Genomic DNA, 15,617 nt, shown 5'->3' on the forward strand with positions numbered 1-15,617 from the left:
AATAACGGAATGTACCATCATGGCGCCGTAAACGGTATTGAACGTCGCGCATAGGGGTTCCAGTATTAATGGCAGTTGACCATTTTTCCATCGCTTGGGGTAAGTCGTCAGGATGAGCTATTTGGCGCCAGTCCCAACGACCATATACATTTAACTCTAATCCTGTATAGTTAACCCAGCGTTGATTAAAGTATGTAATACTACCCGAAGCATCAGATACCCAAACTAGTTGAGGTACGTTTTCGGCAAGTTGGCGATAACGATTTTCACTTTCAACCAGTTGCTCTTGGTATGTTTTGCTGTCATGGACATCTGTGTTTGTACCTATCCAAGCTGTAATATTTCCAGCGTCATCATGAACAGGTAGAGCGCGCGCTAAGTGCCAACGATATTCACCGTCTTTGGAGCGTTTAATTCTCAATTCAGCTTCGTAAATATGTCCTTTGGCTTTACATTCTAACCAGTGCTGCTTAATTTTCTCTAAATCTTCGCTTGGTATTATCGATGACCACTTGTTTTCGATAGTTTGGTTGATATTATCTAATGTAATACCACAATACTCCTGCCACTGATGGTTAAAATACAATGGTTTACCGTTGGCATCAGCTTGCCAAACTAAATGAGGTATTGCTTCTGCTAAAAAGCGGAAACGTTTGTCACTTTCAGCCAATGCGGTTTCCATATTCTTACGCTCGGTAATGTCAATTGAAATACCTATTATCCCAATAATATTACCGTTATGATCATAGTAAGGTGACTTTGAAGAAATATATGTACAAGTTCCTTTCGGAAATTGCACTGTTTCTTCGAGTACCTGAACTTCACTGCTTTCCATGACTGAGCGGTCATTTTCCATTATCATTAAAGCTTGATTACGGTCGGCAAGAAAGTCTAGGTCTGTTTTACCCATTACTTCAGTTTCTTTTTTGCCAATTCCCTCTAATGTAGCAGGGTTTGCCATTAAGAATTTGCCGTCACGGTCTTTAACGTAGATGAAATTAGGTGTTGTTTGGTTGATGGTGTTGAGAATAGCCAAACTTTGCCGTAATTCGTCTTCCATGACTTTACGCGCGGTTATATCACGCACGAAAGCAACCCATTGATTTTCAACAACTAATTTTTGGCTAATTTCTACTAATATTTTAGTATTGTCTTTGCGTATTAATGTCCATTCTCCTGTATAAGCATTACCCGCTATTACATGTTCTCGTTCTAATTCCAAACGTGCTATATCTTCAGGGGCTATAATATCAACAATGCATTTACTAGTAAGTTCAGTGTGTGTATACCCAAGTAATTCGCACGCTTTATTATTAACATCAGTATACTGCCCTTGTTGATTTGCGACAAAGATAGCATCAGGTGCCAACTCGATGAAACCGCGATAGCGTTGTTCGCTTGCTTGTAGTGCTAACTCCGCGCGTTTACGCTCAGTAGTATCTAAACAAATACCAACTATTCGCACAGCTTCGCCATATTCATCATAATAAGCTTTACCGCGTCCATTAATCCAGCGCTCACCTAAAGGATGGTTAATGCGGTAAACTAAATCTAAGTTACCATTTTGCTGTAACGTAGTTTGAACTTCTGCTTGTATTCTGTCTCTATCGTCAGGATGAATATTTTCTATCCAAGTTTGAATACTCGGTTCAGTATTTATATCAATACCAAATAAACTATAATATTCAGGCGACCACCTGATTTTATTAGTTGCTGCATTCCAATCGTATACACCAGCGTTTGATAATTCTAACGCCAGCCGTAACATTTCCTCGCGCGCTTGTAATTCTTCTTGCACGAGTTTTTTATCTGTAATATCTGTTACGACACCACAGCAACGTCCACTATTACTGTCATCTATTGAAAAACCTCTATCGTGTACCCAGCGAATTGTGCCATCAGGTTGAACAACCCGGTACTCTATATCATATGTACCTTGATATAAATTATCTAAAACAGCATTTTGAACTCTTTGCTTATCGAAAGGATGAATACCATTTAACCATTCATTATAATTTGTATGTAAAGAATCTATACTACGTCCCCATATCTTGGCATAAGCAGGGCTAATATAAATTAAATTATGATTTCGCGGTTCTGATATCCAGAAAACATCTTCTATATTTTCGGCAATATTACGAAAGCGCGTTTCACTTTCACGCAAAGCGTCTTCCGCACGCTTTTGTTCATCTATATCAGTGCAAACGCCGAACCATTTAGTAATATTACCATTTTCATCACGAATCGGTACACTGCGACCCCGAAACCAACGATAATTATTATCGGCACCACGAAAGCGGTATTCTATTTCAAAGGGTTGCCCAGTTTGTACAGACTCTAACCAACACGCAAGAGTTCGTTGCTTATCATCTGGGTGCAGTAAAACATCTACCCATTTAAAACCATCAAAGGCGCCGACAGCTAATCCTGTATATTTATAAAGTTGGTTACTAAGGTAATCACATGAACCATCCGGCAGATTTGTAAAGAGAATCTCCGGCACATTTTCGACTAACAGACTGTAGCGTGCTTCACTCTCACGTATAGCAGCTTCAGCAACACGATGTTTTTGATCTAATTTATTCAGATAAATAGAATTTCGCCAAATCGTAAATAAATATATCACGATTAACGAAACAGTCATCAGCGACGTACCAAAGGCAAAATCATAAAAATTCGCCTTTTCGCCTTGAATAACTACCCAACCTAAAATTATAGGCAGAAATACAGCAGTTGGTATTAATCGTCGCGCAGTTACACCACCATTAAGTTCAGCAGTAACGGTTGCCATAAGTCCGCGAGATGGATTATTTAATAAGATTCCTAGACATAAGACTAAGAAAGCAAGCGCTGTATGCACTGCCATAGAAGTAGTATAAGCGCTGAACTCATAGAAAACCCTCACTCCATAGATATAGCCAATTAAAGCCTGAAAAGGACAATGAATGTAGAGACGTGACATAAAAAGATGTGACTACATTTATTATTATTTGAATTTTTCGTTTTGTATAACCATAGTGCTCCACTAATCAATAACCAATTAACCGCAGTGTTTACACCCATTCTACCTGGGTGTGATGTGGCTGCTGATAATGGAAAGTCACGAAATAATAATTCATCAATTCCAAAATTCCACCCAAAGATGTATTGACTAAGTGTTATCAAAGCAACGATAAAAATAATTAGAGTACAATATTGTGATAACTGACGAATTCTATTATTTTCCGTTTCCGTTGCTTGTAACCACAGCGTCACCCCTGCCAACACAAAACAAATAGCTGTGTTTGCTTTCATTGTAGCGGCGCCGGGAACTAAGCTTTTAAAAATATCAATATTAACTGCCCAACCAAAAAAAACTATGCAGCCTATACAAATTACAACTGCACTCGCTAGTTTGGTAAAAGCTTGTATGGGCTTCAAGTTACGCATCGTTATGTATTTTGCATTTTGATTGATTCGGGCGCCGTCCTGTATCAAATTTTTCACTGATTTATTATATAATTTAATACAATCTTTATTTACGTACAAGACCTTAGAGGTATATCAGAACTAGCTTAAAGCTTTAAAGCAGTTCATAGATGCACCTTTAGATAGAGGCAGGTTGATACTCTTGATATATATCTTTGTACGGTTGACAAATTTGGATTAAGAGAATAGAACTAATGTCCCTTAATAAGGCTACGGTGTACACACATCTTTAATAATCCTCCTCAATATTCGTCCTTTGTGTACGAGCGTGCCTACCCTGCGGGAAATCCTCCGGATTATGTGGTTTATTTTTTAAGGAACCACAAAGACACAAAGGGCACGAAGAAAGAGAAGAAAAGTAACTCGTTCAATGGCTTCTAAAATATCTCTTAATTTTTCACGGTTATCTCTCATAAAGGAATTGCTTCACTCAGCACTCTTTCTCTAATACGTTGGCGTAAACCATTTTCCGTCACAACATCTACATCGCAACCTAAAATTTCTTGTAATTCCATTAACAATCCACCCATGTCAAAAAGGCTACGTCCGGGTTCCATATCTACCAAAAAATCTACATCACTTGCTGCATCAGCTTCTCGACTTGCAACAGAGCCAAAAATACGGACGTTAAATGCTCCATACTTAGTAGCAGTTTTTAGAATATCTTCACATTTTGTTTGTAAAGTTTCGTAAATAGTCATGATTTATAGTGTTTGTAGGAGGGTAGCTTTGCCCACCTTACATTTTACAATTGGAATTTGGATTTAATGGTGCCGATAAATTTTTTGTTATTCAGGTAAAATATTACTGTTGATTTAGGCTTTGGCGTTGACTCGCTGGAGAAAATATTGATGTAATTGTACAGGGTTTTCGTGGGCGCGTTTGTAAAGAAGCTATTGCCGAAGCTGGATGGGTTGTAACATTCATATCAATCTAGAGACGTGAGTAGAGACGTGACATGTCACGTCTCTACAACATTTTAAAATATTTTACAGTTTAAATTTGGATTGGATGGCGCCAATAATTTTTTGTTCTTCAGGTGAAATATTACCGTTGGTTTGAGCGATACGTTGACATTGTGCTAATAGTGTAATTGCGTAGTCACGGTCGAGTTGGTTGAGTAGTTCTTCTATTGGTTGCGGAGAATGGATACTTTTGGCTATTTCATTGAGTGAGTGTGAACCAAGGTTGATGGCTTTTAGTTCTGGTAATATTTCTTCCCAGGTTTTATTGGGATGGCTGCTGAGTATCATGTGAACGAGGATTCTATCCATGATAGCTTGTTGAGAAACAGCTTTTTCTAGATATTCTTCGCTTTCAAGTTTGAGTTTATCTATTATTGCTTCTGAACTTAGGTCTGTGGCATCATCTAATTTTGCTTCGTAAAATCTACATGCTGCATATCCCAATGAGTAAACCATTGTGGCATTGGAACTGGCGCCAATTACAGCACCTGCGAAGGGGACGTTACGTAATAAACTTAAGCCAGCAGCTTTGAGTAAGCGACCACCACCTAAAGCAAGTCCAAAAATAGCTACAACTTCACCTTTACGCGCGGGGTCTTTTAAGTTTAAACCATATAAAGCGGCGATTTGATATACCATTTCTGATTGCAGTTCGGTTGTAGCTGCAAGGTCAATAGCTAGTAATGCTGCTGCGACTCCTGGTATAACGCTTGTTGCTAAACCTATGCCACCCGCTTTTGTTGCTTTTTCCACCATGATACGATGAGCAAGCTGTTGGGGTGTTTCATTAGGATAAGTTTGCTTGAGTTTTTTTACTGACTCTGCGGCTTTATCTAAGTTAACGCTATCTGAGGCGCCGACAAGCCAGTTGAGGTTGAGAACTCCTGCAAGTTTACGAATAAACCAGTTGTCACCAAGAGTATTTGCAACTTGTCCGGTAAAGTGCGTTGAAGCTTCAAATAACTTACGTGCTTGAGTTGCCGCAGCTTTTCCAGCACCAGTAACTTGCTGTGCTAATGATTGAATTAGTGATTGATCAAATTTATTAAGCGATTTACTACTTTGATTAGATGCTGATTTGTCTGGCATGGTTAAAAAATAGTTTTAAGTAATACTTTTAAACTAAATTATTAAACAAAGCCTGAAAGTATGCATCTTTCTGCAAGAAGATTATGTTTTATCTTGAGGATTAATAGATGAATGAACAGGCAGAATGCCTGTTCTAAAATAATTCATTATTTCGCTGGAAATTTTTGACGTAATTGGCGTAAAGTACTACTTGCATTACTTTGACGCGCTTTCTGTAAAGATTCTTGAATAATATCTGTTATATTGATATTCGGAAAATACTGGCTGCTTGTTTGCATAACATAACTGGCACCTACTAGCTTATAAATTACGGGTGTGGTTTTTCGTAATAACCAAACTTCAGGAACCTTATAGGGTAGATAATCATTAACGTCTGTATAACTAGTTACATCTATTTCTATAGCTAAATCAGGTGATGGGTCTACACCCCAATTTATTCTACTTTTACCTGCGACTGCTGCCCAATTATCTATATAAAAGCAGTAATCTGGTTCAATACCGCTTTGTTGTGGCAGTTCCATTGTAATTGGTGTAAATTGTTCGTAATCTTGCCCCAAATAATCTAGTAAGATTTTAGCAATGTCAGCAATAATACTTACATTACGACCATGTTCCGCTAGCGGCGCCATTAATAAGATTTCCCCAGTTCTATATTTGATTCGAGGTATGCTTTTATCACCTAGTAAGTTGCATAAATCTTGATAGTCTTGCCAATCACCTAATAGTCGCACTACGGTTCCTGGTGGTAGGTGAATTTTTTCTTTTGTTATAACTGTTTCCATTTTGATAATAATTGTTTGTTTATAGATTTAGGAACGCAAAGGACTTGCGTTCCACAAGAATATTCTACAAGAATAGTACTTATTATGTTTTTGATGGTATGGAGATTGTTGATAAGTCAGCTAGAAAGTTATTTGTTTTGAGAATTTCATAAAGATTGATATTGGCTTCGAGTAAACAAGCGTGCCCGCTATGGGGTAATGTTACAATTTTGGAGTTGGGAAAAAGATTTGCTAACCGACGTGCTTCTTCTTGTGATGGTAAAAGTCGGTCGTCGGTGCTTGCTACTAGTAATATTGGTTGTGTAAGTTGCGCTAGTTTATTATTGTCTATTTCAAATTCGCGCAATAAGGAAACTCGCCAGCGAACGGTTTGTGACGGGACTGACTGAACTGTTTCGAGCAGTTCTTTGCGGTCGCTTTCGGTTATACGCGATAATGAAGCAAGAAAAGGTAGTAACCCAATGGCGCCTGCGTCAAATGCCCATTCTGGAACGTAGTCCATGAGTGGAGATGCCCAAACATACCAAGGACGCAGTTTGAAACTCGAAGCTGGGTTGATTAAAATTATCCGTTTGAACAATGTAGGCGCCGAAATTGCAACTTTTTGCGCTAAACAACCACCAAAGGACTCACCACACAAGTAAACTGAGCGTTGAGAGTTTCGATCTAATTCGATATTAATTAAATCAAGTACACTATTTGTTACATCTTCCCAACTGTTAAGGTCATTACGTGGTATCGCTAGACACCGCACGTCAAAACCCGCTTCTAGTCCTGCAGTTTGTGAGCGCAACAGTTGACCTGTGCCATCCATCCCAGGTAAATACACAAATAAAGGATATTCGGGCTGTAATCTTTTCGGAGTTAAGAAACAAGGTTTTAATTCTACTTTTGAGATACTCATCAGCACAAATATATTATATTACTGTATAGCTATTTAACGAGATGCTTTTTATCTTTTAGCTATCGAGGTACTTATCTATCTTAAATATTTAAGTATGTTCAATATATAAGTTTAGTTGTCTCAAGTACTTATTTATATATTCGCAGGTGCCGATGAAAGGTCTAACAGTACAAATAATCTATCTTTGCTCATTCGGTGCGTGACGCTACAAGACTTGCTTGGTATTCAAAATTTTGGTAGCGTCACGCACCCTACTCATACTTCTTTGAGCAAACCTGTAATTTCGGAGTGGCAGTAATTGCTGATTTCTGAGACTACGGTTCGGGCTTTTTTACCGTGATACATTTCTTGATGCTGAGGTGTTACCCAGTAAGGACGACCGATGAGGACTGCGACTCGACGGTATGTAACTAAGGGATGCCAACCAGGTCGGTTAAATAATGGTTCTGACGGGTCAAACAATGTTAAAAACTTTAATGGTATCACTGATGTATTGACTTCTTCGATGGAGGCAATTGCAATTGGCAATATTGCGAGGTTATCGACTTTGCAACGCAGTGCTAGATGCGCGAACCCCCGTTGGAACTCGGTAACTTGGTTGGGTTGAGTAAAGTTAACCATTGGTTTGGTTCCTTCGGGGAAAACTCCTACCATTTGCTTTGAGCGCAGCAAAATTTCGGATTTTTCGAGCAGACTGGAATAACGTTGTTGGTTTGCTTCTAAAGGAAAGCACCCTAGTGCGTTGGTGACAAACTCGCGCATAACTGGCACTTGTCCCATGTAATGATGGCAAGCAAATCGGATTGGATGTGATAACGCTGTCATTAATAGCGGTGCGTCCATGAAACTGCGGTGGTTACTCGTGACTATTATGCTTGCATCTTGGGGTATACGATTTTCGTAGTAGCGAAACATCTTTGTCGAAAGTGCTGCCAGTAAGGCGCGAGAAATCTCTAGGGGGCTGTTTACATTCATGCTTTCAAGTACAAACTTTCTTTACAAAGCTCAATTTAAAACTATTACTCTCTAATTCTGGATTTTTACATTTCTTCATTCCATATAGGACAGCCTTAAGGTAGAACTGTGCTGTCTACCAATCAAAGTAAAAATCTTTGTATAACTATGTTTTGTATCTCCGGTAACAGTAAACGTGCTTCTTCAAGCTAAAAAGCGTATTTTTTGCTCTCATCTGCAAAAATAATCACGTGTGGAGTTGCCTTTCCTTAGCGTCCAGGGAGGCGCCGTTTAAATTTGCTAATATAAAATGAATAGTTGAAAATCCGCGATAAATGTTTTATAATTGCGTGGTTTTAGCTACAAACGCAAGATAAAAAACTGTTATAAGAAGTTGTTAAATATTGCATGAATCGAGTCAAAACAACAGAAAATACATTCGCGCTCACAACACCACTATATTATGTGAATGATTTACCACATATAGGTAGTGCTTATACAACGATGGCGGCGGATACGATAGCAAGATTTCAGAGACTGCTATCAAAGTCTGTGTTACTGGTGACAGGAACCGATGAACATGGACAAAAAATTGAGCGTAGTGCCCAAGCCAAGGACATGAAGCCGCAAGAATTCTGTGATGAGGTAGTACCCCATTTTATCTCATTATGGAAATTGCTGAATATCAAGTATGACCGTTTCAGTAGAACTACGGCGCCTAATCATAAAGCGATAGTGAATGAGTTCTTTGAAAGAGTTTGGAATAAAGGAGATATATATTTAGGTCAGCAAAAAGGCTGGTATTGCGTATCCTGCGAAGAATTTAAGGACGAGCGGGACTTATTAGATGGACATCGATGCCCTATTCACACAACCAAAGAAGTTGAGTGGCGCGACGAAGAAAACTATTTTTTCCGCTTATCGAAATATCAAGAATCATTATTGGCATTTTTTGACTCTAAACCCGATTTTATTCAGCCAGAAAGCCGTCGGAATGAAGTTATAAATTTTGTCAATCAAGGATTACAGGATTTTTCGATTTCGCGCGTTAACTTAGAGTGGGGTTTTCCAGTTCCAGAAAATCCTGCTCATACGCTTTATGTTTGGTTTGATGCACTTTTAGGTTATATAACCGCATTACTTGAACCTGATGATGCACCAACATTAGAAAATGCTTTAAGTAAATGGTATCCATTCGATTTACATCTAATTGGAAAAGACATTTTAAGGTTCCATGCAGTTTATTGGCCTGCGATGCTAATGTCCGCAGGATTGCCATTACCTGCTAAGGTTTTTGGGCATGGTTTTTTAACCAAAGACGGTAGGAAGATGGGTAAAACTCTTGGTAATACAATTGACCCCATCACATTGGTTGATAAATACGGCGCAGATGCAGTTCGTTATTACTTTCTTAAGGAAATCGAATTTGGTAAAGATGGCGATTTTAATGAGGTAAGGTTTATCGATGTCTTAAATGCAGATTTAGCAAATGACTTAGGTAATTTACTAAATCGGATTTTAGGCATGGTAAAGAAATATTGCGGTGGTAATATTCCATCGATTACAACAGAGGATATCCCTGCCGATAACACTCTTAAAGTAATCGGTTTATGTCTGGGGGAACAAGTAAAAACAGCTTATGAAGCGCTAGCCTTCAGTCAAGCTTGTAACCTGGTTCTGTCGCTTGTACAGGCTAGTAACAAGTTTATTGATGACCAGGCGCCTTGGAGTTTGTATAAAAAAGGACAACAGCAAGCCGTAGAACAAGTGCTTTACACAGTGCTTGAATCTGTTAGGTTAGCAGTTTATCTTTTATCCCCAGTGATCCCAAACATTAGTACTGCTGCATATAATCAACTTGGTTTCGGAGTAGATTTTAATGACCAAAACAGTATAGTTCTAGCGCCATTTGATACCCATTCCAAATGGGGATTACTGAGTAGCGAACAATGTTTGGGTACACCATCACCAATTTTTAAACGCATTGAGGTTAAACCCAATGATGATTAAGGAATCAACATGTTTAACCTTGAAATGATTAAACGACGATTAGTTTTTTAATTTTTTGTTTCTTTGTTAATTCTTGATTGTTCTTCAGGGCAAATTAACGCACAACGTTATAAACCCTGAAAAATTACCATAAAGCGTTCAAAATTTGTGTTTTTGTGACTTTAGTATCCTTTATTAAATAGATAAGAAACGAGGTATGACAACAATGTTAAGTAATTTAGAAGGTGACTCGATTTTTACGCCTGAGCAGGTTCTGGAAAATCGAGGTCGAGTCGCTATATTTATAGATGGCTCTAATTTATTTTATGCCGCCTTACAGTTGGGTATTGAAATTGATTACACTAAGTTATTGTGTCGTTTGACTGGTGGCTCACGTTTGCTACGTGCTTTTTTTTACACTGGTGTAGATAGAACAAATGAAAAGCAACAAGGTTTTTTATTGTGGATGCGACGTAATGGTTATCGAGTGATTGCAAAAGATTTAGTGCAGTTGCCAGATGGTTCAAAGAAAGCGAACCTGGATGTGGAAATTGCGGTAGATATGATGGCTTTGGTTGATTCATACGACACAGCTGTACTTGTCAGTGGAGATGGAGATTTAGCATACGCGGTGAATTCAGTATCGTACCGAGGTGTGCGGGTGGAAGTTGTCAGTTTGCGTTCGATGACTAGTGATAGTTTAATTAATGTAAGCGACCGTTATATTGATTTAGAAGCGGTAAAAGAGGATATTCAAAAGACGCCACGTCAAAGTTATCCGTATCGACCCTTAACTGGAGTGGGTTTTTTGGAACAACCTGACATGGATGGTCATCTGGGAATACCGGAACCATAAATGAGGTTTTTAGGAGAATGATTAATGCAGGCGCCGGAACGGTTTTGTTTCGTCAGTCTTTAACAATTTTATTAGCAGTTGGGCTATTTGCTTGCAGTAGCCCTGCTTCAAAACCCCAAGCGAGTGCTAAACCGACAAATCAACCTAACGATAGTCAGTTAACTTTGTTTGAAGGTTCGCTTGATGCGACTGATGAGTCAGGAAGGCTAATTTGGAGAGTAAATGCGAAAAAGGGTAGATATGCGAAAGAAAAGGAAGTTGGTCAACTCGAAAGTCCTTATGGCGAGTTATATCAAGACGGAAAAATAGTCTATCAAGTTACCGCCGAAAAAGCAGATATTCAGCAAAAAGGTAAGCAGTTATTACTTAGAGGTAAAATAGTCGCAACAGACCCGAAGAATGGCGTGATATTGCGAGGGAATGAATTAGAGTGGCGCCCGAAAGAGGACTTATTAATCGTCCGTAACCAGTTGAACGGTACTCACAAACAACTTACTGCGGTAGCACAAGAAGCGCGCGCGAAAACTCGTGAACAAAAAGTAGATTTTTTTGGTAGTGTGGTAGCAAATTCGATTGATCCCCCATTAAGATTACGAACCGAGCATTTAACTTGGCTTTTGAAAGAACAAAAACTAGTTGCCGACCGGACGCTAGAATTTGAGCGTTTGAAAAACAATCAAATTAGTGACCGGGGTAGAGGTGACGCGGCAGAAGTTGATTTGAGTACAAAGATTGTTACCATTACTAAAAATGCTCAAGCTGAACTAGGTCAACCACCAATACAAATTACTAGTAGCTCGATGGCATGGAATCTTAATAAAGAACTTGTTACGACCAAAACTCCAGTCCGCGTACTACATCGTACTGAAAATGTACTAGTCACAGCAAATCAAGGAGAACTAAGAATACCACAGCAAATTGTATATTTACAGGGCAACGTGAATGGAGTTGGACAGCGGCGCCAAACAATTAAATCAGACAAATTAACATGGTATTTAAGTAATCAGCAAGTGGAAGCTGAGGGAAATGTATTTTACCAGCAAGTTCAGCCACCGTTAACTTTTACAGGTGACACGGCAACCGGTAATATTCAACAAGAAAATATAGTTGTTAGAAGCAGCAGTAACAACAATAGTAGAGTAATTACCAATATTATTCCTCAACAACCGTAGGGTGTGTGACGGCATAACAATTTTGAAACGAAGCTAATAATCTAGTAGCGTCACGCACCTGACCATAACATAATTAATCTCCCCGAAATCGCGGCAGGGCTGTTTCATCCTTCAGAGAAAAATGATTCAATTATTACCAGGATAACAAACTCAAGCGAGAAAGCTGCTCAAGAGCGTCCGGGCGCCAACAAAACAATGTAGCAATTGTGCAGGAAGACAAAGCTCAAATGGTTGAGGGTTATGAAGAAAGCCAATTTCTCGATTCTTCGCAGTTTTGTGATTAATTTGTTCCGCCATAATGGTTTTGATACCCGAACTTCAGCGATACGCGCGTGCGCCCGCAACATCCAATTACTATTTTCCTTTTTAGAATGAATCAGTGGCAATAACTCCGGTGCGTGAAGGCTATTAGATTGTTAGCTTCGTTTCAAAATCGTAGTAGCCTTCACACACCCTACCCTTTAAATACGATTTCGTTACGTTGTGCGTCACCAAGCAGTGGTAAAGCTTTGTTAGCTGCGTGAGGAGTAATAGCGAGTGGTACTGAGTCTGGAACTTGGAGCTGTTTGACTAGATTTTGTAAGAGTTTATCTTGTTCAGCACGGAAGGCGCCAACTCCTGGACCACGGTTGATGATGGCAAACCATACTAAACCACGGTCGCGCGTTGGTAAGACACCTGCTAAGGCGCTAACATCACGAAGTGTACCAGTTTTCATAACTGTGGCGTTGGGCAGGTGACGCGCGTGTACTGTGCCACGATGGTCAAAACCAGAGGTTGGGAATAAATCAGCGAGTGTCATGTTGTTTGCGACTGCTTCGCGTTGCAGCACCATTAGCATTGCACAAACGGCACGGGGAGAAATACGATTTTCGACTCCGAGTCCGGAACCGTTGATTAACTGAATTTCAGAGTCCGGAACGCGCGCTAGTCTAGCAGCTTTTGACTGAACAACCGTAGACCCTCCAACTGCCTCCGCTAACATTTCAGCCATTTCGTTGTTGCTGAATATGTTCATTTCGTTAATCAGTTGTTTAAGCGGTAAAGAATAGTGTCTGATTAATAAATTACTTTGAGGAACAGTTTGAGTTGCTAGCTCGACTTTGCCCAGAATTGTTAATTGGGGTTTGGGTGTACCTTTGGGCATTGCTGAGTAATACAGGTTAATATCGCGCGTCCAAGTTGCAGGATTAAGGGTTTGTTTGAAGAATTGACCTGCAAGCGTTGGGTTTCGCTGGAAGTTCATGGCAAAGTTGCCAGTAATGATTAAATTACCTTTGACTTGCTTAATGCCCATTTGATTAAGCGTGTTGCCAAGTGTAATTGCATCTTGGATCACAAATAAAGGGTCGCCACCACCAGTTATTACTAAATCTCCTTCCAACACTCCATTTTTTATTGATCCTGTAGCGCTGATCAATGTTTGAAATTTATGTTCGGCGCCTAATGTTGTTAAAGATACGAGTGAAGTTGCAATTTTTGTCAGTGATGCGGCTGGTACTGGCGTTGTACCTTCATGGTTTGCCATTAAAATAGGTCCAGACTGCATCCAAATTCCCTGACTCTGCATCGTGTTGCCAGCTACCAACTTGGCAGTAATCAGGTCTTTGAAATACTGCTCAACTGTTATGGTTCCTGCTGGATTGGGGTCGGGGGCAAGGACTAAACCTGGGCTACTTTGCCACGCCAATGCTTCTAAAGCATCCAAAGGCTTGACTTGCACTCCTGCTATTTCAAGCCACAGTGAAAACAAGCCTGAGCCAATTAATTCCAGCATATTTAGTCCTCAATAGGGATGTTAATTTTAACTTGATGTGATATTAACTATCTTTTACAATTTTGATAATCGAGTAATAATAGTAACCAATGATTTATGATTACGGAAGTAGGGTTTAACACATTTAATACAGACTTTGGCTAAAATGATCACTTTTAAGCCTTTTTTAATGTGTTTAAAAACAGATAGAATTTGCCTAACAATTGAGCATTGAAGTTATAAATCAAGAAACTACTAACAAATTAAATATAGGCGCCGCTCGCTACGCTCAAATTGTTAGGGTCGATGGGGAGTTTTTGCACATGAGGTAAAAGTCAAGTCCAAATTGGATGAATTTTCTACTTTCTTCTGCGGTTGTTCGACTAATCTGGATGATTCACTTGATCTTTATAGCTTCTAACTCCTAACTCCTAACTTCTAACTATTAAAATGAATACCCCTTGTATGAATTGTCAATAATTGTTAACGTAGTTACAACCGATTGGGAAGAAAGATGCTTGCTACTTTAGGTAGAGCCATCTGGTAAAATTTGTAAGGTTTCTAGAAGCTTTAAGCAATGGGATCGACTTGCGTGAGGATCGCAATTGACGCAATGGGAGGGGATCGCGCACCCGGTGAAATCGTGACTGGCGCACTGCGGGCACGTGAAGAACTGGGTGTTGAAGTATTGTTGGTGGGTGATCCCCAACAGATTGAAGCTGTGCTGCCACCAAAAACTAATACGGCGCAGATTGAGATTGTTCCTTCCCTTGGGGCAATTGAAATGGAGGAGGAGCCTTTAAGCGCTATCCGGCGCAAACCGAAGTCCTCCATCAATGTAGCTATGGATTTGGTCAAACAAAAACGCGCGGATGCAGTTATTTCTGCTGGTCATTCTGGTGCAGCAATGGCATCGGCTCTGCTGCGTTTGGGAAGACTCAAGGGTATTGACCGTCCAGCTATCGGAGCAGTATTTCCAACGATGGTAGCTAGTAAGCAAGTTCTAATACTTGACGTTGGCGCCAACGTAGACTGCCGTCCAAAATTTCTCGAACAGTTTGCCTTAATGGGGTCAGTTTATAGTCAGTATGTACTGGGTATAAATGAACCCAAGGTAGGTTTGTTAAATATTGGCGAAGAAGACAGTAAGGGCAATGATGCAGCAGTTCGTGCGAATCAAATGTTACGCGAAAACCCTCACATCCAGTTTATCGGCAACGCTGAAGGGCGTGATGTCTTATCTGGCAACTTTGATGTGATTGTTTGTGACGGTTTTGTGGGTAACGTGCTGCTCAAGTTTGCTGAAGCAGTTGGGGAAGTTATGCTGCAAATTATTCGCGAAGAGTTACCTCAAGGTATACGCGGTCAAATCGGAACTGCTATTTTGAAACCTAACTTAAAACGAATTAAACAGCGTATGGACCATGCAGAACACGGCGGTGCATTACTCTTAGGCGTAGATGGAATTTGTATTATTGCTCACGGTAGCTCCCAGGCGCCTTCGATTTTTAACGCTGTACGAATGGCTAAAGAAGCTGTGGATAACCAAGTGCTTGATAGAATTCAATCTCAATATCAAAGCCTACAGCATGAAAACAGTTAAGGAGTGCTGAGTGCTGAGTGCTGAGTGCTGAGTGCTGAGTGCTGGGTGCTGAGTGCTGGGTGCTGAGTGCTGAGTGCTG

General features: G+C 39.8%; 12 protein-coding genes. 4 read left to right on the forward strand and 8 right to left on the reverse strand.

Annotation, left to right across the window (positions count from 1 at the left end):
* The 7 genes from AC2JBO_RS34105 to AC2JBO_RS34135 all read right to left on the reverse strand — a co-directional run.
* Nucleotides 1-2,962: PAS domain S-box protein (locus tag AC2JBO_RS34105; RefSeq protein WP_496958076.1), on the reverse strand; the 2,962-nt coding region annotated here is incomplete at its 3' end.
* Nucleotides 2,923-3,486: a hypothetical protein gene (locus AC2JBO_RS34110; protein WP_496958077.1), complete on the reverse strand. Its 564-nt coding sequence runs from the start codon at nt 3,484-3,486 to the stop codon at nt 2,923-2,925. The genes AC2JBO_RS34105 and AC2JBO_RS34110, both read right to left, overlap by 40 nt.
* Nucleotides 3,487-3,878: 392 nt before the next feature.
* Nucleotides 3,879-4,169: a nucleotidyltransferase family protein gene (locus AC2JBO_RS34115; RefSeq protein WP_496958078.1), complete on the reverse strand. Its 291-nt coding sequence runs from the start codon at nt 4,167-4,169 to the stop codon at nt 3,879-3,881.
* Nucleotides 4,170-4,457: 288 nt separating this feature from the next.
* Nucleotides 4,458-5,522, reverse strand: a complete 1,065-nt coding sequence (locus tag AC2JBO_RS34120; protein ID WP_496958079.1) for a hypothetical protein — start codon at nt 5,520-5,522, stop codon at nt 4,458-4,460.
* Nucleotides 5,523-5,668: 146 nt separating this feature from the next.
* Nucleotides 5,669-6,304 carry a Uma2 family endonuclease gene (locus AC2JBO_RS34125; RefSeq protein WP_496958080.1) on the reverse strand — a complete coding sequence of 212 codons (636 nt, stop codon included), beginning with the start codon at nt 6,302-6,304 and terminating at the stop codon, nt 5,669-5,671.
* Nucleotides 6,305-6,386: 82 nt separating this feature from the next.
* Entirely contained in the window at nt 6,387-7,208 is an 822-nt protein-coding gene (locus tag AC2JBO_RS34130; RefSeq protein ID WP_496958081.1) for an alpha/beta fold hydrolase, read from the reverse strand.
* Between the two features lie 255 nt (nt 7,209-7,463).
* Nucleotides 7,464-8,183 carry a lysophospholipid acyltransferase family protein gene (locus AC2JBO_RS34135; protein ID WP_496958082.1) on the reverse strand — a complete coding sequence of 240 codons (720 nt, stop codon included), beginning with the start codon at nt 8,181-8,183 and terminating at the stop codon, nt 7,464-7,466.
* A 387-nt stretch (nt 8,184-8,570) separates the two neighbouring features.
* On the opposite strand from AC2JBO_RS34135, the gene metG reads away from it, so the two are divergent.
* The 3 genes from metG to lptC all read left to right on the forward strand — a co-directional run bounded on the left by metG (nt 8,571) and on the right by lptC (nt 12,179).
* Nucleotides 8,571-10,172 carry a methionine--tRNA ligase gene (gene metG / locus AC2JBO_RS34140; protein WP_496958083.1) on the forward strand — a complete coding sequence of 534 codons (1,602 nt, stop codon included), beginning with the start codon at nt 8,571-8,573 and terminating at the stop codon, nt 10,170-10,172.
* A gap of 205 nt (nt 10,173-10,377) precedes the next feature.
* The gene (locus AC2JBO_RS34145; RefSeq protein WP_496958087.1) at nt 10,378-11,007 is read left to right on the forward strand and encodes a LabA-like NYN domain-containing protein; all 630 of its coding nucleotides are present in this window, start codon (nt 10,378-10,380) and stop codon (nt 11,005-11,007) included.
* 17 nt (nt 11,008-11,024) lie between these two features.
* Nucleotides 11,025-12,179, forward strand: coding sequence for an LPS export ABC transporter periplasmic protein LptC (gene lptC / locus AC2JBO_RS34150; protein ID WP_496958084.1), 1,155 nt, complete (start codon nt 11,025-11,027; stop codon nt 12,177-12,179).
* Between the two features lie 454 nt (nt 12,180-12,633).
* On the opposite strand, the gene AC2JBO_RS34155 is transcribed toward lptC, so the two are convergent.
* Complete coding sequence (locus tag AC2JBO_RS34155) at nt 12,634-13,956, reverse strand: D-alanyl-D-alanine carboxypeptidase (RefSeq protein ID WP_496958085.1); 1,323 nt, start codon at nt 13,954-13,956, stop codon at nt 12,634-12,636.
* A 556-nt stretch (nt 13,957-14,512) separates the two neighbouring features.
* On the opposite strand from AC2JBO_RS34155, the gene plsX reads away from it, so the two are divergent.
* Nucleotides 14,513-15,538 (forward strand): phosphate acyltransferase PlsX, encoded by a 1,026-nt coding sequence (plsX, locus tag AC2JBO_RS34160; RefSeq protein WP_496958086.1) that lies wholly within the window; start codon nt 14,513-14,515, stop codon nt 15,536-15,538.
* The last annotated feature ends 79 nt before the right edge of the window (nt 15,539-15,617 follow it).

The organism is Calothrix sp. CBUCES-K 9914 (assembly GCF_059640475.1).

Coding starts and splice junctions, on each gene's coding strand:
- AC2JBO_RS34115 (WP_496958078.1), bottom strand. CDS start 4,169: ATGACTATTTACGAAACTTTACAAACAAAATGTGAAGATATTCTAAAA.
- AC2JBO_RS34120 (WP_496958079.1), bottom strand. CDS start 5,522: ATGCCAGACAAATCAGCATCTAATCAAAGTAGTAAATCGCTTAATAAA.
- AC2JBO_RS34125 (WP_496958080.1), bottom strand. CDS start 6,304: ATGGAAACAGTTATAACAAAAGAAAAAATTCACCTACCACCAGGAACC.
- AC2JBO_RS34130 (WP_496958081.1), bottom strand. CDS start 7,208: ATGAGTATCTCAAAAGTAGAATTAAAACCTTGTTTCTTAACTCCGAAA.
- AC2JBO_RS34135 (WP_496958082.1), bottom strand. CDS start 8,183: ATGAATGTAAACAGCCCCCTAGAGATTTCTCGCGCCTTACTGGCAGCA.
- metG (WP_496958083.1), top strand. CDS start 8,571: ATGAATCGAGTCAAAACAACAGAAAATACATTCGCGCTCACAACACCA.
- AC2JBO_RS34145 (WP_496958087.1), top strand. CDS start 10,378: ATGTTAAGTAATTTAGAAGGTGACTCGATTTTTACGCCTGAGCAGGTT.
- lptC (WP_496958084.1), top strand. CDS start 11,025: ATGATTAATGCAGGCGCCGGAACGGTTTTGTTTCGTCAGTCTTTAACA.
- AC2JBO_RS34155 (WP_496958085.1), bottom strand. CDS start 13,956: ATGCTGGAATTAATTGGCTCAGGCTTGTTTTCACTGTGGCTTGAAATA.
- plsX (WP_496958086.1), top strand. CDS start 14,513: ATGGGATCGACTTGCGTGAGGATCGCAATTGACGCAATGGGAGGGGAT.